Raw genomic sequence first — 20,785 nt, 5'->3', positions numbered from 1 at the left:
AAGATAGACCCATAGGATCATCCCTAGACAAGATCGTGAGATCTTGTAAACTAACTTCAGAGAGGTACACATCTTATGGAATCTATCATCGAGGATTATCGAGAATATCAAACCATTATTCGAGGATATACGCCAAAAGTGGTGAAAGCTACTTGGCGGGAACTCAAAAAGCTAGCTCAATATCTGGAGAACTTATCCATCAACTTTCAAAACGTTCAACTCGTTCACCTGGAGAACTACTGTATTGAACGTACAGAAAGTAAATCTCTTGGATACCGAAATGTAATCATTAGTCAACTTCGTTCTTTTTTTAATTATTTAGTGCAGCAAGAATTACGTTTAGAAAATCCTGCTCGTCATCTAAGGTATACGAATCTAGATCTTTATCAATCCTTACCTGAGATCGCTTCAATAGAGGAAATTCAAGATTGCCTAAAGGAATTAAAAAGGCAAATCGACAGTTGTTTGAGCCGTCGTCAATTCGACCCTATCCGAAAGCGTAATCTGGCCTTATTTGCTCTTTTGTATGCCTCCGGCATTCGAGCTGGAGAAGCAGCAAACTTACAGATCAGAGATATTCTATGGGAAGAACAAGTTCTCATCATTCGAGAAGGAAAAGGGCGAAAAGAACGGCGAGTTCCCGTCGTTAATGAGATATTAGAATTACTTCAGATTTATTTAGCTACGCGTAATGATCTTGAACCTAACGCACCGCTATTCTTAACCTGGCGGAAAGAAGCGATGGACAACAACTTAATAGGTGCTACCTTTAGGAAATATCATGAGATGTGGGAAAAATCCCTTCGCCCCCATCAACTACGCCATATTTGTGCAAGTCATCTGTATCAACAAGGAGGCAATATCGTACAAATCAAAGACTGGTTAGGCCATAAACGGCTGACAACAACCCTTCATTATACTCGGATTCAAAACCCAGAGATAGAAGCAACACTGGAGTCACACCCTATCAACGAAATGTCTTGTTCATCAAAACCCAAGTTGGAAATTGTTAACGTATCTAGCCAAAATAAACCACTACGTCGAAAATATACGATGACTCCCATAGCTGAACCTCTTACAGGAAAATTAGCAGAACAAATTCAAGAATTCCTTCGAACTGCAGAGGGTATGAAGAAATATTCGAAGGGTACGTTAAAGGAATTTCGTTTTAGTCTTACTCGATTTGCCGTAGGCTGTCCACATTGTCTGGAGAAAGGAATTGAGGTGTTACGTGCCGTAGACATCATTCGCTGGCTTAGTGCTCGTAGACAAGCCGGAATCTCTCCTTGTACGATAGACAAAAATCTATCCCACCTTCGCTCATTTATGGCTTACGCCATAGACCGTGGCTGGAGAACTGAAAATCCGATGGAGGCACTTAAAATGGTACCCAAACAACCGAAAGAACAAACCTATTTAACGGAAGAAGAGATGCTACGTATACTTTCTGCACCTGATCGCTCAACTAACCAAGGTTTTACGGACTTTATTACTCTTTTGGTACTCTATGCAACAGGGCTCCGTGTCGGAGAACTGAGTGCTCTAAACATCGAAGATGTGGACCTAAAAGAAGGCTGGATTCATGTACGAGAAGGAAAATCAGGTGATCGTCAAACAGCTATTCCTAAAGCAGCTATTGGCGACTTAAAAAAGTATGTTGGACTCTATCGCAAAGCCAAATCGGGCCCTTTCCTATTGAATCAAAAAGGAACTCGTATTAAACCATGGACCATAACAAGGCGTATACGAAAATATTCCGAAGCTGCTCATATTGAAAAGCCTGTTAGCCCTCATACCATTCGTCATACTTTTACGGCTCATCTTATCCAACGAGGTGGAAGAGTAGAAGTCATAGCTAAAGCACTTGGACATAAGTCATTAAAAGAAACCACCCCCTATGCTCACGCCGATTTCGAGGATATCAGAAAAGCCGTTAGCCTACTTCGCAGAAATATTCCACCCGTGTCAGGAGAGAAAAAGCATGAATAATGAAGCCATTCTTAGAGAATTTCTCGACTATACCCAATTTGTTCGAGGTTGTCGTCCTAAAACCGCCGATGCCTACGCCATCGATATGAAAGTTTGGCAAACATTTTGTAGAAATGACTACCCACAAATGGACAATCCCTCCAAAGCTAAAATGGTTGTGGATTATATCCGCTACCTTCGTGTTGACCGTAAGAATGGTTCTTCTGCTGTGCAACGTAAATTGGCCACCCTTTCAGCATTTATCGACTATCTCATTCTTATGGAGATAATAACTCCTAAACAAGATGAACGAAAAAAATGGCCGAAACTTCTCGATACACCGGAACGACTTCCAGTGGTCTTAGAAAACAAAGAAATTCAACAGATACTCACCCAACCAGACACCACAACTATTTTAGGCCGCCGTGACCGGGCAATCCTTACTTTGATCTACTCAGTTGGACTACGAGTAAGTGAAATCTGCTCCCTCCAGCTACGTAATGTCCATTGGGAAGAGAAACGAATTCTGATTCAAGGAAAGGGGGGACGGGAGCGATATGTACCACTGGATTCAATCGTTGAAGACGTCATTAAGGATTACCTCACTTCTAGAACTAGCACTATTTCTGAGCTCTTTGTCAGCAAAAAGGGAGGTGCGCTAACTTCTCGAGCTATTCAGTTTATGGTTAAGAAATATGCGGCACGAGCTGGTATCGATAAGAAAGTCACTCCCCATAAATTGCGACATACATGTGCTACTCACCTTTTGCAAGAAGGCGCTCATTTAGTGGCCATTCAAAAATTATTAGGCCATAAGAGCCTAAATACGACTCAAATTTATCTACACATCACCATTACAGACTTAAAACAACTTTCTCAACGCCATCCGATGCGTAAAATGCGTACTGTCATAGGCTTATGCGGTAAACCAGTAACTTGTTTTCAAGCACCTTACGGTGCCCGAACGGGTACGTAATTCTGAAATACTGCGATTTAATTAGAAAAACATAGATAATAAACGTTAATTAACTTAAATAGGCGAGGGCCACTCTAAATTAATATCGCTAAATTTCTCCAGATCCATGTCGACCACCCACCTATATCCCTGCTGCATGTAGCGCTTCGCTTTCCTTACGGCATCATGTCCACGCCTTGCAGGGCGGAATCCATAACTATGGTCAGAAAAGCCAGGGTCAAAGAGAGGCGTCAATACTTGCGCAAGTGCCTGTTGAATGAAACGGTCGGTCACGGTAGGGATGCCTAACTGCCTCACGCCGCCGTTCGGTTTCGGGATTTCGACCCGACGGACTGGGCTCGGTTTATAGGAGCCCATCTCGATGGAACGGCGAATGTCATGCCAGTGTTCCTTAATATGTGCTCGTAGGAGTTTAACTGACATACCGTCCACGCCATGACTTCCTTTATTCCGTTCCACTTGCTTTAGGGCAAGTAAGAGATTGTTCCGTGACAGCAATTGTTCAATCATAACGTATACTCCTTGCGTGAATGAAAGGCCCAATTTGTGCCGAACGCACACTCCGCCCTTCTGAAGTTCCCTGTGGATTCACCACTTCTTCCTTCAGATAAGTCCTTTCGGATTGTCTGCCTTCATCGCGTGTCTTCGAACGCCTTGTCTTTCATTCTCCATAATGTTCAGCCCTTCCATGGTTTGTCGTCACAACCCATGTACTATGGCTTCTGCTGACTTCTGTCTGTTCAGCTTATCCTCACGGATAAGGTTGCCAAGGGAACTCGGCATGTCAGACAGATCTCCCCGGGTAAGAACATTATCTTCCCCTCCATCTATCTGCCTCATTTACTCTCATTCGCCTTCGGCAGTATGGACTTCGTCTTGTTTAGCAGACTCATCCAACGAATGTTAGCCTTATATGAGGTTCGTGTTCCTCAGACCGGAGGTTTGCCGCCGGCTTCCTTCAGATTCGACCTCACGGTCGACACCCTTGCCTTAAGCTATGGTTACTACTGCCTTCACCATTCGGGACTTGAACCCTATAGATAATGCCCATGCCGGGCGCACTAAAAAGAGGCTCAGTGATAATGAGCCTCTCATACTGAAGACAAACTCCCTTGGGATTCTGCTGCCAAGGGAGTTTTTTCACTCTTTGATGAAAAATTAAAAGTTTTTGCCCATCGCAAAGCGGGATTAATCAGGATAGAATAAAGGGGAAAGCCTAAAATTGGGAGCGTGAATCGCTTGTATCACCGGCTGTATGTCGAATATCTGTATTATTTTAATATCGAACAGGACTATTACGAATGCCATGAAGTGATGGAAGAATACTGGCTGGGCCATGGGCGAAACAAGCTGCTCCAGGCTCTCCTGCAGGTCGCCGTTGGCCTGCATCATTTCAGAAATGGCAATAAAGAAGGGGCCGTGCTGCTTTTCGAATCAGCGCTTGCTAAGTCAGAAGAAAGCTGGAGCGGCCAGCTGGGCATTGATGCGCAGCTCCTGTTTACACAGGTGAAAGACTACCTGGTAAAATTAAACAGATATGATAAGGCCCCGTTTCCCTTCTACCCGCTGTACATCAGAATTACGGATTCCGAGCTGCAAAAAGCGGTACAGACGTGTACTCCGCAAGGGGTTGCCGAAGAAGATAAATTTTAAAAAACGCCTTTCCTTCGCACGTGGAATTTAAGCTCTTCTTCCCCTATAACGCAGTGAGAGCCAACCTGCAATGAGCACGCCGGCAGATACAGCTGTCCAATAATAAAGGGACGAACTATCCTCAGCAGAACCCATATAATCTTTGTGCCCGGTGTCGGGTATCTCCCTTTGCGTCAACACAGGACTATAGGCTTGTATCTTACCAGAGGTCGTCTGCACAATAATATGGTGTGGATCTCCGGTATTCACACGAAATTGATCATTTTTGGGTATCGTCGCAAAGAGATTCTTATTAACTGTATAGCGCTCTCCTCGGCTGCTTAACTGCTGGCGCTCCCCCAGAATACGTACCGATTTAAAGTGCGCAAACCCAAAATCCAGGAGCCGCTCTGCATCTTGGTTAATTTCCCTATCAGTGTCTGCTTTCATAAGAACAGCTATGAGGTCCATTCCATTTCGCTTGGCAGATTCCACGAGGGTAAACTTGGCCTGGGTTGTAAACCCGTTCTTAACCCCGTTTGCACCGCTGTAGGTGGTAAGCAGCTTATTGTGGTTCTCAAGCTTACTTTTCCATTCTGTTCCATTCCATGGTTTTTCTTTCGTTGCAACGATTCGGCTAAATATTGGGTTTTGCATTGCATACGCTGCTATCTTAGCCATATCCGCCGCCGTTGTGTAGTGTTGCTTATCATATAGTCCATCCGGGTTGACAAAATGTGTATGGGTTGCGCCAATCTTCTTTACAAAATCGTTCATCCGCCTACTGAATGCCTCCACGCTGCCATCCATATGTTCCGCAATGGCAATAGCCGCATCGTTACCTGAATTCATCAACATACCATATAGCAGATCAATCATAGGCTTCTGTTCACCTTCTGCCAGGTAGATGCGCGTGCCCTCCACATCACGGGCGTTTTTTGAAACTGTCACGATATCATTTAAATGCCCATTCTCTATTGCAAGGATGCCGGTGACAATTTTCGTAATACTAGCGGGGTACTGCATTTTATCGCTGTTTTTCGAAAACAAAACATCTCCTGAATTCATATCAATCAAAATGGCTGATTCACTATGGATATCTGCCGCTGTAGGGTCCGCCGGTTCTGCAACCGGGAAAGATGCAGCCTGCACACTTTCAGGAAGAAGCATCTGCAGGGCCACTATAACTACAAGTAACCATTTCATTTTACATACCTGCCTGTCTGCAATATAGTGACAGTATACCTAATCATAAATTGATGCGTAAAGGGATAAAATTCACCAGTGAAACAATAGAAGTATAGCCCTGACCGTCCATCCCTATTCTCTAGAATAAAGGACAAGTATGAGAATACGGTAAAATTTAAATGGAGCCGAAGGTGTCTGTCTGTTATTCATATTGATTTATCATGTAAGGTAAGTTAACATGTATTCAAAGAAATAATAAAGGACTGCAATTTATAATGGTAATAATTCAGGCATTCACATAGGGGGAAGGCTCGTGACAGATATTACAGTGAGAGATGCTAAAATCGGGGATTTATCCGCTATAGTAGAAATTTATAACTCGACCATCGCAGGCAGAATGGTTACAGCCGACACAGAGCCTGTTTGTGTTGAAAGCAGAAAAAAATGGTTTGATGACCATTCTCCTACTTTTAGACCTCTCTGGGTGGTAGAATACCATGGAGAAATTTGCGGATGGATTAGTTTTCAGTCGTTTTACGGCAGGCCTGCCTATCACGCAACCGCGGAGATAAGCATCTACATACATGAGAATTACAGAGGCAAAAGAATTGGCAAATACATTATGCAACAAGCGATAGATGCGTGCCCGAAGCTGGGAATCAAGACGCTGCTGGGATTTATATTCGGCCACAACAGACCCAGCCTGGATTTGTTTGCCAGCTTTGGTTTTGAAAAATGGGCCCACTTGCCAAATGTGGCAGAATTGGACGGAGTCGAAAGAGACTTAATTATTCTAGGAAAAAGAGTCTCGTGAAAGGAAAAGGCCGCGGATTTGCGGTCTTTTCCTGTATTCCACTTATTTACTCTTCGATGAAAACTCGGCAGCCGGGTTATTGCCCATAGGCTGCGGATCCTCAACATACTCGAATTTGCCGTCTTCATTCCACGGTCCCCTGCTGTCTACTCTCCCCTTTGGAGAGGTTACAATACTTTTTCACAAATTCAGGGGATCCGCTCATGGTACCAGGCATTTGTTCTTCAAGCGTATAAAGAGCTTCCTGGAAATTACGGATACCCTGCTAAATATTGTCGCCTTAGTGAGCCCTGCTCATAGCAATCACCATACTTTCAAACCATTTCAGCAAGTCTAGCATTATCCATTCAGATACTTTAGCTCTACTTATATCATTTTTTCTATTACATGGGGCCTAAATCGAAACGTTATTCGTTTTGCTCCCGAAAGAAGCGGGAAAAGCAATAATGTGTTCGACAATACAAGCATCCCAAAGGAGAGATGAAGATATGGCACGTAACAATAACAATAATAATGACGATAACATGAGCAGAGAAGAACGCGGACGCAAAGGCGGAGAGGCTACTGCTAAATCCCATGACCGTGATTTCTACCAAGAAATTGGACGCAAGGGCGGGGAAGCGACGGCTGAATCCCATGACCGCGATTTCTATGAAGAAATCGGACGCAAAGGCGGGGAAGCGACAGCTGAATCCCATGACCGTGATTTCTATGAAGAAATCGGAGAAAAGGGTGGCCAAAGCCGCAACAGAAATCGTAACCGTGACTAAAAGGTCTCGCTTTTTGTTCCATTAAATAGATAGTCCTTTATCTTCCCTCTATCATTTTTGATAGGGGGCCTATTTTTTTGCCCATCAAAGAGGCATTCCGCATAAAGCGAGATGCCTCTTTCATGTTCAATCACTTATTTTTATCCGTTTAGAACCGTTCCGCCATTAACATGGATAGTCTGGCCAGTAATATAGGAAGCATCATCTGAAGCGAGGAAAACATAGGCAGGCGCAAGTTCTTCAGGCTGTCCTGGCCGTTTCATCGGAACGTCCTGGCCAAACTTTGCCACCTTGTCCTCTGAAAATGTGGAAGGGATAAGCGGTGTCCAGATAGGGCCCGGGGCTACAGCGTTCACCCGAATGCTTTTGGAGAGAATATCCGGATTGTTTGATAATGACCGGGTAAAGGAAACAATGGCACCTTTCGTGGCGGAATAATCCATCAATGTCGGATGCCCCTTGTAAGCAGTGATAGAGGCTGTATTCACAATGGCGCTACCCGCCTGCATATGATCCACAGCAGCCTTTGTTAAGAAGAACATCGAGAAAATATTGGTCTGAAAAGTTCGGACAAGCTGTTCTGCAGTTATATCCTGAATACGGACACATTCATGCTGTTCACCAGCATTGTTAACTAGGATATCCAGCCGGCCGAATTCTTGGATGGTTTGCTGTACAACCTGCTGGCAGAATGCCTCATCCCCTATGTCTCCGGCCAAGGTAAGGCAGCGCTGCCCTTCCTGTTCAACCTGGCGTTTTGTCTCTTCTGCATCGCTGTGCGCTTCTAAATAGGCAACGACCACATCCGCACCCTCTTTTGCATAAAAGATAGCAACGGAACGGCCAATTCCGCTGTCGCCTCCTGTGACAATGGCAACCTTACCTTTCAGTTTTCCGCTGCCTGTATATGTGCTGTCTTCTGCCCTGGGGCGTGGTACCATTTCAGACTGTATGTCCGGTTTTAAATAGCCGTGCTGCGGTTCCTGAGTCGTTGGCTGAGCGTTATTGTTTTCATTGCCAGTAGACAAAACTCATCATCTCCTTATCCGGGTTAATTGTTCACCCTATATTTTCTTCCCGTTTGGTTCAAATATGAATCGCAGGGATGAATTTAAACATTTAAAGCAATCGATAAGGAGAACTGGAACGTTTTTACTTTTTATAGACAACAACCGCCAAAGTAGGTTCAGTTTTCATACCAATCCTACAACCGCTCAAATTTTGTGATAATATTAGCTGTGCGGATTTTCCAACTGCTCAATACGAGAATTAATTTCAGCAATTTGTCGTTCAGTGCGGCCTGCCCGCATATCAGCTAGATCCTGGTCACGTCTTATTTCCTGACGAAGCGCAGCAACTTCTCCATGCAGCTTGTGAACGTCAAGCGAAATGCCCTCCATCTGCGCCTTTAGCTCCTCTTGCCCATCCCGCAAGGCACGAACAATTTGGCCCATCTCTTCATATCGTTGATCCATCTGGTCCAATCGTTGATCCATTCGGTCCATTCGTTGATCTATTTGGTCAAACCGTTGATCCATCTGGTCCAATCGTTCATTTATAGGTTTTAACTCTTCCTTCATCATAGAACGCATCAGCTCAACCAGTTTGTTCTCGTCCATTTCTTTCTTCCTCCTTATTCAAATTCACTATCTATTTAATTAAACCACTCTGGTTGTAGCATGTTAGAAGGTCGCTAAGTTTCTCAATAAGACTCCCTTTGTATTTAAAAACAATTTTCTTTTATTATACAGGCATATCTTTACAATATAACAGAGTAATTGTTAACATTTTTTGGAACTTTACCTGAAGGCCTCCCTCTAAAACGCGTCATTTTAAGAAGTTCTGTTAACTATCCACAGCAGAATTAAAAAAAGAAGCCCGCATCAGGCTCCTTTTATGTTGTTCCTATGTAACTGCTGTTATTTAAGCAGGGCGGTAAATACCGAATCATCCAGCGCTTTCGCCTTCTGCAGATCGTACGTTTTTTCAAATTTCGGTTCCTGAACAATCTTCGCTCCCCAAAACATGCTGTCAAAAATGCCAGTTATCTCGACTTCTATTTTGGCTAGCGGCATCGATACTCCATCCATTTTATCCTCCAGAATAGAGGCCTTACCTACGATAGAAAATACCGATTCAAGCCCGATAAAAGCCAGGGTCACCCCAGGGTTCGCTTTAATGTTGGCTACTATGCGGGAGGAATTGGTAACGGAAAAACGTATTTTCGTTTCTGAATAAGCTTTAACCCATGAGATCGCATTGATGCCGGGCGTGTTTGTTTCTGCATCTACGGTGCTGAGCAGAATGAGCGTTTCTGAGTTGAGCAGATCGGACTGTTCCTTCGTCAGCGCGTTTGGTGCTGCTTTATCGTTTGCCATAAAACCCACTCCTTATAATCATTCTCGTTTTATTGTAGCGTTATTTTTTCATAATTTCTACTTCGATGTGGTTGGCAAACTCTCCGCTTTTTCCCCCTGTTTTAGAAACGAGGTAGGTGGGGCCGATCAACATTTCTTTGTCCATCGCCTTGCACATATCATACACGGTAAGCCCTGCGACAGAAGCTGCCATTAACGCCTCCATTTCCACGCCTGTCTGGCCTTTCGTCTTAACCAGAACCTCAATGTAAAGCGTGTCGGCCCCGTTATCGTGGAATGTTATATCTACTCCTGTAAGCGCCAACGGGTGGCACATGGGAATGAGGCCCGAGGTTTTCTTAGCGGCCATAATTCCGGCTACCTGTGCAACAGCGAGCACATCCCCCTTCCCTATCCGGCCTTCTTTGATCCGGGTAAGTGTCTCCGGCTTCATCATAACCCGGCTGTGAACAATGGCAGTCCGATTTGTTTCTGACTTTTGCGTGATATCAACCATTCGGGCCCTTTGCTGGCCGTTAAAATGTGTAAGCGATTCATCCATAACTAGCTATCCTCCAATCTGCGACATTCGGCGCACAGTAGGTGTATGGGTTTGAGATTCCCGGCTAAGAGCCATCGCCATCTCATGGTTTTCTGGTTTGGCATCAAGCGCCCGCAGGAATAAAGCTTGAATAGCTCTATCATCACCTGCCAGCGGCCGCACATTCCATTCATCATTCCAGTACAGGCACGGTTTAATACTGCCATCCGCCGTTAAGCGCAGCCGGTTGCACGTATCACAGAAATGCTCGCTTACAGGATGGATTAAACCGAATGACCCGGCTCCCCCCGGGATTCGGTAATTCTCGGCCGGCCCATTTCCGTATACGAGTACCTCTGATTCATAGGAAAGCCCCATTTTTTCTACCGCCTCGAAAATAGTATCAAGCGAGATGTATTTCTCCCGCCAGCTGTTATCATCGTGCCCAATCGGCATATATTCAATAAAACGCACCTGCAGCGGCTTCTCCATGGAAAGGCGGATAAAATCCTGAATTTCATCATCATTGATGCCCTTCATCAGCACAACATTAAGCTTTATCGGAGTAAATGCCGCGCGTACAACTGCGTCTATGCCGCGCATAACGCGCTTAATGTCGCCGCCCCGCGTAATCATGGAGAAGCGGTCGGCTTTAAGTGAATCCAGGCTGATGTTCAGGCGGGTCAACCCGGCCTCTCTTAATTTTTCTGCCTTTGATTCGAGAAAAATTGCATTCGTTGTTAAAGCGATATCTTCAATGCCCGGAACAGCGGACAGCATAGCGATTAGTTTTTCAATTTCCCTGCGGACAAGCGGTTCCCCACCGGTTAACCGCAGTTTACGAACGCCCATCTTGGCAACTGCTTTGACAACCGCCTCAATTTCCTCATAGCTGAGAATGCGATCGGATGGTTCAAACTCCATTCCTTCTTCAGGCATACAGTATACACAGCGTAGGTTGCAGCGATCTGTTACTGAAATCCGCATATAGTCATGGATGCGGCCAAATTTGTCAACGAGTTTATTCATCAGCTCGCCCTCTCCTTACCAAGTGTTTTGAACCTCTCACGACTAAAGTCGCGAGATTCCTGCGCTGAACACCCTACCGGGTGAAGGTCAGCAGGCTAGCTCCGTGGTTCCCACGGTTGGCTGGGGCTTTAAGCTAGCGCCAGCAAACGTTGTCCTTCGCGGTCCAGATTCATCGCCGCATTTTCGTCCCGGTCATGGTGTGTGCCGCACGATGGGCAGTTCCATTCCCTGATGTTGAGATTCTTCACTTCTTTGTGGCGGTACCCGCACACGTGGCAGAGCTGGCTCGATGGAAACTGCCTGCCGACAATGCTGACCTTGCGCCGATACCAGCATGCTTTGTACTCCACCATCGAGCGAAACGCCGACCAGCTTGCATCTGAGATGCTCTTCGCCAGCCTATGGTTTTTCACCATATTCTTCACCACCAAATCTTCGAGGCTGATTGTTTGGTTCTCACGAACCAGCCTTGTACTTAGTTGGTGAAGAAAATCGTTTCGGGTATTGAAAACCTTCTCATGGAGGCGAGCCACCTGAAGGCGTGCCTTGTCGCGGTTACGCCCGCCTTTCTTTCGGCGGGATAACGTTCGTTGCCAGCGGGCAAGCTTTTTTTCGTAGCGGCGAAGGTACTTCGGGTTGGCAATTTTCTCTCCGGTGGAGAGAATGGCAAAATCTTTGAGCCCCAAATCCACGCCGACCGTTCGGTCGCAGACAGGCAACGGCTGACTTTCGACTTCACACAGCACCGAAACAAAATACTTTCCGGCAGGTGTCTGGCGTAGCGTGGCACTTAAAATACGACCTTCGACCTCTCGGGACTTCGCAAACCGCACCCACCCGAGCTTCGGAAACTTAATCTTGTTGCCCTCAATCCGAATGTTTCCGTTGGTAAACGCCGTCTGGTAGGATTGCAGAGGATTGCGTTTCGATTTAAAGCGCGGGCGGTCGTTTTGCCTTTTAAAAAACCGCGTGTACGCATCATTTAGGTGACGAAGGCTGTTTTGCAGGGCAAACTTATCGACTTCGGCCAACCAGGGAAGTTGTTTTTTAAGTGCGGTTAACTCCTTTGAACAGGCACTGTACGTTAAGCCTTTGCCTGTTTGTGTATACGTCTGGTTCCACAACGACAGGAAGTGGTTAAACACGAATCGGGCACATCCGATGGTTTTACGCAAAAGAGTAGTTTGGGCGGCATTGGGATAGAGACGAAAACGATACGCTTTGTGTACCAGCATGGACGATCCTCCTTTCCTTTGCGAACGTATATTCTTATTATACGACACAACGAGTGGAAAATCATGGTGTTTTAAAAAGGCGGCTATCTCATGACTAAAGTCACGAGTGTGCGCTGCTTTAATTTATCAAAGTATACCATACAATAAGGTTTTTCATTGTGACATAGCGCACAGCATAGCCGAACCCTCTGGCTGTCCATTTTAGCTTGTGTGCGTTACAATAAAGAAAACCGCAACAACTAAGGAGCATTGTACATGGATACACGATATTCAAGGCAAATCCTTTTTAAGCCAATTGGACAAGAAGGCCAGGAGCGGCTGGGCGCAAGCCGGGCTGTTATCGTAGGTGCAGGCGCTCTGGGCACTGTACTGGCCAATCACATGGTCCGTGCCGGAGTGGGGCACGTGCGCGTAATAGATAGGGATTTCGTTGAACCAAGTAACCTTCAAAGGCAGATGCTTTACGATGAAGAAGACGCAGCCCAGCATCTTCCCAAAGCTGCTGCTGCCTATGAAAAACTGCGCAAAATCAACAGCGGCGTCACAATAGAACCGGTTATCACGGATGTGATCCCTTCCAATGCAGAATCTCTTCTGGCAGACGCTGACATTATACTTGACGGGACCGATAATTTTCAAATCCGTTATTTGATAAACGACGTCGCTGTGAAGCATCGGATTCCATGGGTATATGGAGGAGCAGTCAGCTCTCAGGGTATTTTTGCAGCTTTCCGGCCGGGACAAACGCCATGCCTGCGGTGCCTCTACCCCGACTTTCCTGAAGGCGGGGAAACATGTGACACGGCCGGAGTAATTGGGCCTGTCGTTGACATCGTCGCCTCATACCAGGCGGTTGAAGCACTAAAACTTCTCCTGCATGATGAAGAGCACTACAGTCCGTTCCTTGAAAACCTGGAGGTATGGAACAATACGCATAACCAGACGCGTATTGCTAAAGGGCGCAACCCGGAATGCCCGGCATGCGGCAGAGGATTGTATGAATTTCTTGAGCACACCGGCGAACAGGAGCAAGTGGCCGCTCTATGCGGACGCAATAGCGTACAGATCACCCCCGCATTTGACAGGCAGCTAAATCTGGATCAACTAGCTGAAACATTCGCTGTACTCGGAAAGGTAGAACGCAACAAATTCCTGCTTCGCTTTAAGACGGGTGATTACACACTTGTTGTTTTTCCGAACGGAAGGACTATGGTGCAGGGAACAGGTGACCCTGCGGTAGCCAGAACGCTCTATGCACGCTTTATCGGCGCATAAAAGACAACCTGAAAAACAGGCTTCCGATACGGAAGCCTGTTTCTTGTAAAAAACTATGGGTTCTGCCGGAGAACTTCTATCCCATGGTGCTGCATAAACAGCCGCCAGGACCACGGGCTGTTCTCCTGCTTGCTGCGGTCAAAACTTTTTTCCATGGTTAGTTTAATGTCCGGGGCTTTATCCTTGCTAATGAGCGCATAAGGCCCGAGAAAACAATGAATAAAACCGACCTTTACAACACGGGCAAATATATACTGATCAACAATAAATTCTTTTCGTACAAACTGATCCTGTTTCAGCGTTGCATGGATTTCCACACCGGTCCATAAATCGACAAGACGGTAGCCATCCTGCCACTCTTCGACTACCTTATAGACCGATGGATAGGTGGCCATCCAATAAGCGGCGAGATGAAGTTCCTCTTCAGACAAAGAGGCATGGCGTTCGCTTAAGTATTTCTCTATCATTCGTTCTCCTTTAATATTTTGATATTCCAGCATAAACCAGATACCATATTGTGCTTCCCAGGCAGGGTGCAGAAGAACTTCAGATGAGATATTCACCCGATTGCGAAACAGGTGTTTAGCACGCACTTTTTCACGCAGATTAAGAGATTGGCAGGTAAATTCGAAGAAATCATCCAACAGCTTCTGATGGACATCATCATAAAACCGCTGCTTGGCATGTCTTTCCGCAAGAAAATCTACAAGAACAGGCACTTCCTGATCCTCATGCACGGCAATTCCTCCTTCTCTGCTGCAATCCATCAAATCTATTATATCAAACCTACATAATTGTGTCGAAAAGTCAAATACGGCTGTCGTTTAGAAATAACTCTTCGTATTCACTCTGTGTAAGGAATACATCCCGCGCCTTGCTGCCGGATTGGCCGGATATGAATCCGCGATCGGTCATCATGTCGATAAGGCGGGCCGCACGGTTGTACCCGATATGAAAATTTCGCTGTAGCGAGGACGCAGAAGCCTGTCCGTTCTCGATACAGAATAATACGGCTTCAGCAAACAGTTCATCAGATTGATCTGCCGCAACAATCTGGCTTAAATCTTCTTTCTCAAACAAATAATTCGTTTCCGCCTGGCTTTTGACAAAGTCCGTTACAGCTTCTATCTCATCATCCGATACATAGGGTCCTTGCAGCCTTACAGGCTTCGAGCTTCCGGAGGATAAGTATAGCATATCACCGCGCCCCAGCAGCCGTTCCGCCCCATTCATATCAAGGATAGTGCGGGAGTCCGTCTGGGACGACACAGAAAACGCAATTCGAGTGGGAATGTTGGCTTTGATGAGCCCCGTAATTACGTCCACCGAAGGACGCTGTGTAGCCACCAGCAGATGAATTCCACAGGCGCGCGCTTTCTGGGCTATTCGGCATATGCACTCTTCAACATCCCCGGGTGCAACCATCATCAGGTCGGCCAACTCATCAATAATAATAACAATAGTCGGCAGAATGTATTCTTTTATGTCGGGGTAGCTGCGGCGCATCAACTCATTGTAGCGGCTGATATCCCGTGCCCCCGCTTCAGCGAACTTCTCATAACGCCTGTCCATTTCTCCCACAGCCCACTTCAATGCAGCAGTTGCCTGCTTTGGATCGGTCACAACCGGGGCCACCAGATGGGGCAATCGGTTATAAGGCGCCAGCTCAACCATTTTAGGGTCAATCAGCAGCAGCCGGACTTCATCAGGCGATGCCTTGTACAGCAGACTTACGATGATAGAGTTGATACACACACTTTTCCCTGAACCTGTGGCACCCGCAATCAATCCATGCGGCATTTTCGATAAGTCAGCAATCACCGGCTCACCGCCGATATCAAGACCTAATGCGACCGCAAGCGGAGAAGGGTTGCTTTGAAATGCCTCTGACTCAAAAATTCCGCGAAGATATACCGGAACACTCTCTTCATTAGGCACCTCAATTCCTACAGCGGAACGGCCAGGAATCGGCGCTTCGATTCGGATATCCCGCGCAGCAAGGCTCAGCTTAATGTCGTCAACCAGATTGGTAATCTTATTTACTTTTACCCCGGGAGCTGGCTGTACCTCATAGCGAGTAACTGTAGGACCCTGAACCGTCCCAATGACTTCCGCATGGACATTAAAGTTCTGCAGGGTTACCGCGAGGAGTTCCTGCTGACTATGAACGAAATTTGTGTTTTCTTTATTCACCGCTAATGCCGGATGCAGCAGCGATGTAGCCGGCCTGCTGTAGGACCCTTCCTGTGAAAAGCTTCCGCTTCCTTGTTTATGTACCTGCCCTTGAGCCGCAAAACTCACAATGCGACCAGCCCCAATAGAGCTTTCTGCTCGAAGTGATGACTCAAATTGCTTTGATCGTTCGGCTGGGTGTGATGGTGCTGATTGTGTTTGGTTAAATGATTGTACCGGTTCTACTGCTAGCAATCCTTCTTCCGAATCCGGTTGATCTGCCTGTACACTCTGCTTATCTTCTAATCCAGAGGGCTCCGGGGCATGGGCAGCAGGAAGGCAGGTTTTCTCTAAAGGCCGTTGTTGTTCCCTTTGCTGAACCACTTCGATGAACGGGGAATTTGAGTGCGTTTCTGGTTCCAGTTCCCTGCTGTACTCCCGTTTAAGAATAATAGGCTCTGCCTGAAGGACTGTATCCTGTTCAGTGGTACTGTTATCGGCTGAAGTTTGCAGCCCCGACAAAAACCAATCTGGTTTTTCTTCTTCCCATTCAAGCTGCCTTTCAGTTTCTGTTTGGCAATGTTGTCCCATAAGCTTTTCTGACAGGTCACCAGGACCGGCGCTCTGGCCTGTTTCCTCGCTGTGTACCGGTTGCTTGCTGTGTACCGGTTGCTCGCTGTGGTTCGGTTTTCCAGTGTTCTCTCTTTTCATTTCTTCTTTGGGCTCTGGCCTTTTATACCCATACACAGGGGAAATCACCTCGGTTGGCCGGAATGGCTTCTTTTCTTCACTCCGTGGCCTGTTAACCGGGGCCGCTCCCTCTGTAGCATCCGGAATTCTTCCTGCATCAACATGACGCGTAACGGGTGAAGCCGGTTTCTGTTGTATTCGCTTTTGCGGGCTATGGTCTCCAGCAGTTCGGGGGAAGGAAGGTTTATCCGCCTGATTATCCGGAATTAAAGGAAATCGAAAAGAATTTTTTTGCTGGTTTCTGCCCGCAACTGTGCGGGGTGCAGGAGACGCAAGCGGTACGGAACTAACGTCGCGCTCGACAACATCCCCTTTGGGATATATTCTGGCCGTCCGAATCGATAAGTTTTTATTGCCAGCGGAAGAATACACATCTCTTCGCTCCTGTTTAGCTTCTGCCTCTCCTATTTCCTCGTATTCCTGATTGTAAAATGTTTGCAGCCAGACTTTAAGCCGTCTGAATAGTTCGTTCACTGCTCAACTTCCTTTCTGCCATTTATGACACACGACACCTTATTCCATTTATTTTACCATGTACCTCCTTTGTTTTGTTTTTTTTCGTATAATCTACCAATCAACTTCTTACTTTAGTCCAACTCTCATACCCGGGTCGACTGGCTGGAAAACAGACTTCCATTAATATCACAGGAAAATGACTTTACATAACAGGCGTTTTTCATTATGATTAAGTGGACCTCTACCTATATTAATAGTAAGGGTGTGTATAATGAGCCAAGATTTTATTCGTGTAAAAGATATGGAGGGCACTCTTCTTCTTTCCCACAAGAACGGGAATTTAGGGTGCACGGTTACAACGAAGGAGATAATTTTTCAGCGGCCGCACTGCAGCTATCACATATTATTTAAAGATATTATCAGCATGATTCCTCATAGTTTAAATACAAAACGGATGACATTTATGACATCCAATAATCCTACGGAAAAGGTAAAAACACAGTTTTCATCCAACTACTATAAAATAGTAGCAGATAAAGTCCGCGTCTATCGCAGATCCGGTATTTATGAAAACGGTGAAACTGATTTTATTGTGCCTCTGCATAAACTTTTCCTAAACTATTTCGCCAAATACACCGATCTTACCGTCGTCGGCTGATATTAAAATAATGATAAGGACTTGTTGAAATCAATCAACAGGTCCTTTTTTCATTCTTGTTAATAAGCTTCTCATCCATTCTTAATCTATTTGACCTAATCCGAACACATCTTGCAGATATAATGGTCCTGTTCCAATTAAGAAAGGAGTCTTATTGAATGAATATTTCAAGCACATCATCAACTCAACTGTACCCAACAAGTTATCCCAATCCCCAAAACAGCAGTACAACAGGGCAAAAAGCCCAGCTTCAAGCAGATGGTGCCAAGTCCAATGAAGGCACCGAAGTTAAAAAGGGCCATCATGGACACCATGGGCATCATGCACGGGCAACAAAGGCACCACAGCAAGTTGAAAACACCTCAACTTATTCAGCCACACCCGCTCAAACACAACAAACCGCCTCATCGACATTTCAATCCAGCACCATCGATTTTACCGCCTAGATAAGATAAAAAGCACACACCCAACCATTTTATCAACTTGTGCGTTTTCACTGAGAAAAACTAATTAAATTCATATAATGTTACACATTATATAGTAAAAAATTAAGGATAGATGTAACAGAGAATTATCTAGTTACATCTATCCTTTTTTTGTACCACAATAAGACCTCTTTTACCAATACATGTATTAATTGTTGTATGGATAAAAATAGAGGGGCTTCCACCCCCCTCTATCCTCCAAGGCATTAACAGCGTTTATCGTTAGTCGTGGATTTTGGGAATCACAGATATTGTATCAACTGTTCTGGAGGAAAGTCCAAATTTAAGACCGATTTGGGACTAGCGTTCAGTTTGGGAATCATATACAATTGGTAATACTACATATTCTGTAAATCAGACATACCTGCACAACCCGTTTGCAAATCATGGATGTATAGGTAGAATATCGAGATGAACCGGGAGAAGGTAAATACCGCCCATGCATCATCATGAGAGAAGAGACAGATCCAGAAACAGAAGAAGATGTACTGATGGTTATGCCCATTACAAGTCAGCAGCCGAAATACTACAAAATACGGGGTCGCCGTGGAAAAAGGGTTTGGCTTTTTTGCCCGCCACACGAAAGTTGCAAGATTCCTTTGGTTGAATGGAGTATATCGGGCCTTAGAGAAATGTCATGGGCGCAGCCGAATCGTGTTTTCACAATGCAAGCGTCCCTGCTTCGAAGAAGACGAGGAACGTGCACAGAATTCAGAAAAGTGTAAATTGAGTATGTCGGGTATTTAAAAAACATTACCTAACTAACCAAACCGAAGTCGAAAGAGAGTGATCAGAAATGATCGCTCTTTTTCATGTTGGCTGTGTTATTGATTTTTGACCAAAAGAAAAACCGCTCCTATTTTGAGCAATTAATTGAACTAACGAATCCCGTTACTTCAATAACCATTCTGTTTTTAGGGAAAAGATTCCCGTTAGCCACCCAAGCAGCGAAGCTGCACCACAGTTTAGTTTCATTTAGAATTTTCTTCAAAATGCTTAAAATGGCTTATTAGCATTATTTTTCCACCCTTAATTGCGCCTACATGAAACTTCACAGTTGAATAATTAAAAAACTCCTTGACTAGACAAAAATATTTTTTTGTTTTTTGTTGACTTAAACCATGGTTTAAGTCTTATCATATTCCTGTCGACAATAAAGGGTAAATTTTGGAGGTCTCCAGATGAAGTATTGTTCAATCAGCGAAGCTTCAGCCAAATTCAATATTCCAGAATCAACGTTACGTTATTATGAAAAAAAAGGACTACTACCACTAATCGAGCGTGATGAAGCTGGTAGGCGGTTATTTTCTGAAGATCAAATTGCGCTCCTTGAAATCGTTCTTTGTTTAAAACACACGCACATGCCAATAAGTGATATTCAGCAATATATTGATTGGGTAGTAGAAGGAGATAACACCATTGAATCCCGACTTGAAATGATGAAGAATCACAAGCAAGCTGTGCTAGCTGAAATTTCGTTGATCACAGAATCCTTAAAAGGAATTGACGTAAAAATTACACGTTATACAAAACGTACTCAGGGAAGAAAAGAAGAATGATACGATGAAAAAAGTATTAGTAACTGGCGCATATGAAGGAATTGGCTTTATTGGCTTTGGAATTGCTAAACAATTGAGTGAAAAAGATTTTCACGTTTTGCTTAGCACTTAGTTTAATACAAATCCAGAAAAGAGGAACTCTAATGAAACTTTCAGGAAATACAATACTTATTACAGGCGGAAGTGCTGGAATAGGATTAGCTTTTGCAGAACGCTTTATAAAAGCTGGAAATAAAGTCATTGTTTGTGGACGACGTGAAAATGTACTTCAAAATGCGAAAGAAAAATTCCCTAGCCTTATTACTCGTGTAAGTAATTTGGATATTGAATCCGAGCGTGTAGCCTTGTTTGATTGGGTAACAGCGAACTATCCAGAAGTGAATGTGATAGTTAACAATGCTGGGATCCAACAACGCTTCAATGTGTTAAAAGCGGATGCGAAGAACGATTGGAGTTATTTCAATAAAGAAATCACAACCAACATTGAAGCCCCTTTCCATCTCTCTATGCTGTTCGCTCCATTTTTTGCAACCAAAGAAGAGTCGACGATAATTAACGTGACCTCGGGGTTAGCTTTTACACCGTTTGCGATTGCTCCGATTTATTCAGCAACAAAAGCGGCGCTGCATTCATTTACAATGAGTCTAAGACACCAGCTTTCTGATACGTCTGTAGAAGTAATTGAAGTTGCTCCACCGGCAGTGAATACAGATTTAGGTGGAGCGGGATTGCATATTCATGGAGAACCATTAGATGCCTTCGCAGATGGAATTTTCAAAGGGTTAGAAGAGGGTAAAAAGGAAATTGGATATGGTACTTCTGTCAATCGCTTACGAATGTCACGAGATGAAGTGGACGAATACGTAGAAAATATGTATAAGGCCACGAAAAACACAATTGAATAACTACTGTTACGAAAA

Annotated in this window: 20 protein-coding genes and 2 pseudogenes; 11 read left to right on the top strand and 11 right to left on the bottom strand. The window is 44.9% G+C overall.

The annotated features are described in order from the left end of the window. The first annotated feature begins 75 nt into the window (after positions 1–75). Complete coding sequence (locus tag PP175_RS07320; RefSeq protein WP_272439478.1) at positions 76–1,989, top strand: tyrosine-type recombinase/integrase; 1,914 nt, start codon at positions 76–78, stop codon at positions 1,987–1,989. Next, on the top strand, positions 1,982–2,944 hold the full coding sequence (xerA, locus tag PP175_RS07315; protein WP_272439344.1) for a site-specific tyrosine recombinase/integron integrase: 963 nt from the start codon (positions 1,982–1,984) through the stop codon (positions 2,942–2,944). Before PP175_RS07320 ends, xerA begins: the two co-directional genes overlap by 8 nt. Positions 2,945–3,028: 84 nt before the next feature. Here the strand turns inward: xerA and PP175_RS07310 are convergent. Both PP175_RS07310 and PP175_RS07305 read right to left on the bottom strand, forming a co-directional pair. Further along, a pseudogene (locus PP175_RS07310) lies at positions 3,029–3,454 on the bottom strand (reverse transcriptase domain-containing protein); the annotation flags it as partial. Positions 3,455–3,643: 189 nt separating this feature from the next. After that, a complete protein-coding gene (locus tag PP175_RS07305; RefSeq protein ID WP_272439345.1) occupies positions 3,644–3,784 on the bottom strand; it encodes a hypothetical protein in 141 nt (46 codons plus the stop codon). A 390-nt stretch (positions 3,785–4,174) separates the two neighbouring features. Between PP175_RS07305 and PP175_RS07300 the strand changes: the two genes are divergently transcribed. Then, on the top strand, positions 4,175–4,597 hold the full coding sequence (locus PP175_RS07300) for a DUF309 domain-containing protein (RefSeq protein ID WP_272442132.1): 423 nt from the start codon (positions 4,175–4,177) through the stop codon (positions 4,595–4,597). Between the two features lie 27 nt (positions 4,598–4,624). Here PP175_RS07300 and PP175_RS07295 read toward each other — a convergent pair whose 3' ends face one another. Beyond that, entirely contained in the window at positions 4,625–5,782 is a 1,158-nt protein-coding gene (locus PP175_RS07295) for a D-alanyl-D-alanine carboxypeptidase family protein (RefSeq protein WP_272442131.1), read from the bottom strand. A gap of 295 nt (positions 5,783–6,077) precedes the next feature. Here PP175_RS07295 and PP175_RS07290 point away from each other — a divergent pair, with 295 nt between their 5' ends. Then, positions 6,078–6,578 carry a GNAT family N-acetyltransferase gene (locus tag PP175_RS07290; protein WP_334314190.1) on the top strand — a complete coding sequence of 167 codons (501 nt, stop codon included), beginning with the start codon at positions 6,078–6,080 and terminating at the stop codon, positions 6,576–6,578. Positions 6,579–7,066: 488 nt separating this feature from the next. Beyond that, positions 7,067–7,348 carry a KGG domain-containing protein gene (locus PP175_RS07285; protein ID WP_442870430.1) on the top strand — a complete coding sequence of 94 codons (282 nt, stop codon included), beginning with the start codon at positions 7,067–7,069 and terminating at the stop codon, positions 7,346–7,348. 140 nt (positions 7,349–7,488) lie between these two features. Here PP175_RS07285 and PP175_RS07280 read toward each other — a convergent pair whose 3' ends face one another. From PP175_RS07280 to tnpB, 6 genes are all read right to left on the bottom strand, one after another. After that, a complete protein-coding gene (locus tag PP175_RS07280) occupies positions 7,489–8,376 on the bottom strand; it encodes an SDR family oxidoreductase (RefSeq protein WP_272442130.1) in 888 nt (295 codons plus the stop codon). Positions 8,377–8,580: 204 nt separating this feature from the next. Then, the gene (locus PP175_RS07275) at positions 8,581–8,967 is read right to left on the bottom strand and encodes a hypothetical protein (protein ID WP_272442129.1); all 387 of its coding nucleotides are present in this window, start codon (positions 8,965–8,967) and stop codon (positions 8,581–8,583) included. Between the two features lie 300 nt (positions 8,968–9,267). Further along, positions 9,268–9,726, bottom strand: a complete 459-nt coding sequence (locus tag PP175_RS07270) for a pyridoxamine 5'-phosphate oxidase family protein (RefSeq protein ID WP_272442128.1) — start codon at positions 9,724–9,726, stop codon at positions 9,268–9,270. Positions 9,727–9,766: 40 nt separating this feature from the next. Further along, positions 9,767–10,267 carry a cyclic pyranopterin monophosphate synthase MoaC gene (moaC, locus tag PP175_RS07265; protein WP_272442127.1) on the bottom strand — a complete coding sequence of 167 codons (501 nt, stop codon included), beginning with the start codon at positions 10,265–10,267 and terminating at the stop codon, positions 9,767–9,769. A 6-nt stretch (positions 10,268–10,273) separates the two neighbouring features. After that, positions 10,274–11,275 (bottom strand): GTP 3',8-cyclase MoaA, encoded by a 1,002-nt coding sequence (gene moaA / locus PP175_RS07260; protein ID WP_272442126.1) that lies wholly within the window; start codon positions 11,273–11,275, stop codon positions 10,274–10,276. Between the two features lie 128 nt (positions 11,276–11,403). Further along, positions 11,404–12,510: an IS200/IS605 family element RNA-guided endonuclease TnpB gene (gene tnpB / locus PP175_RS07255; RefSeq protein WP_272442125.1), complete on the bottom strand. Its 1,107-nt coding sequence runs from the start codon at positions 12,508–12,510 to the stop codon at positions 11,404–11,406. Positions 12,511–12,765: 255 nt separating this feature from the next. On the opposite strand from tnpB, the gene PP175_RS07250 reads away from it, so the two are divergent. Further along, the gene (locus PP175_RS07250; RefSeq protein WP_272442124.1) at positions 12,766–13,785 is read left to right on the top strand and encodes a ThiF family adenylyltransferase; all 1,020 of its coding nucleotides are present in this window, start codon (positions 12,766–12,768) and stop codon (positions 13,783–13,785) included. Between the two features lie 53 nt (positions 13,786–13,838). On the opposite strand, the gene PP175_RS07245 is transcribed toward PP175_RS07250, so the two are convergent. Together PP175_RS07245 and PP175_RS07240 are read right to left on the bottom strand one after the other, a co-directional pair. Further along, positions 13,839–14,522, bottom strand: a complete 684-nt coding sequence (locus tag PP175_RS07245; protein ID WP_272442123.1) for a hypothetical protein — start codon at positions 14,520–14,522, stop codon at positions 13,839–13,841. Positions 14,523–14,592: 70 nt separating this feature from the next. Continuing rightward, on the bottom strand, positions 14,593–17,181 hold the full coding sequence (locus PP175_RS07240) for a DNA translocase FtsK (RefSeq protein ID WP_272442122.1): 2,589 nt from the start codon (positions 17,179–17,181) through the stop codon (positions 14,593–14,595). A 253-nt stretch (positions 17,182–17,434) separates the two neighbouring features. Between PP175_RS07240 and PP175_RS07235 the strand changes: the two genes are divergently transcribed. The 5 genes and pseudogenes from PP175_RS07235 (at position 17,435) to PP175_RS07220 (ending at position 20,770) form a co-directional block, all read left to right on the top strand. Then, entirely contained in the window at positions 17,435–17,821 is a 387-nt protein-coding gene (locus tag PP175_RS07235; protein ID WP_272442121.1) for a hypothetical protein, read from the top strand. Between the two features lie 158 nt (positions 17,822–17,979). Beyond that, on the top strand, positions 17,980–18,267 hold the full coding sequence (locus tag PP175_RS07230) for a hypothetical protein (protein WP_272442120.1): 288 nt from the start codon (positions 17,980–17,982) through the stop codon (positions 18,265–18,267). A gap of 473 nt (positions 18,268–18,740) precedes the next feature. After that, positions 18,741–19,031 (top strand): annotated as a pseudogene (locus tag PP175_RS29855) (hypothetical protein); the annotation flags it as partial. Between the two features lie 456 nt (positions 19,032–19,487). Further along, the gene (locus PP175_RS07225; protein ID WP_272442119.1) at positions 19,488–19,865 is read left to right on the top strand and encodes a MerR family transcriptional regulator; all 378 of its coding nucleotides are present in this window, start codon (positions 19,488–19,490) and stop codon (positions 19,863–19,865) included. Between the two features lie 143 nt (positions 19,866–20,008). Continuing rightward, positions 20,009–20,770, top strand: coding sequence for an SDR family oxidoreductase (locus PP175_RS07220; protein ID WP_272442118.1), 762 nt, complete (start codon positions 20,009–20,011; stop codon positions 20,768–20,770). The last annotated feature ends 15 nt before the right edge of the window (positions 20,771–20,785 follow it).

Origin of the sequence: Aneurinibacillus sp. Ricciae_BoGa-3, from assembly GCF_028421645.1 — a bacterium.
In the GTDB taxonomy this organism is placed as follows: Bacteria; Bacillota; Bacilli; order Aneurinibacillales; family Aneurinibacillaceae; genus Aneurinibacillus_B.
This window is presented reverse-complemented; position numbering and strand designations above follow the sequence as displayed.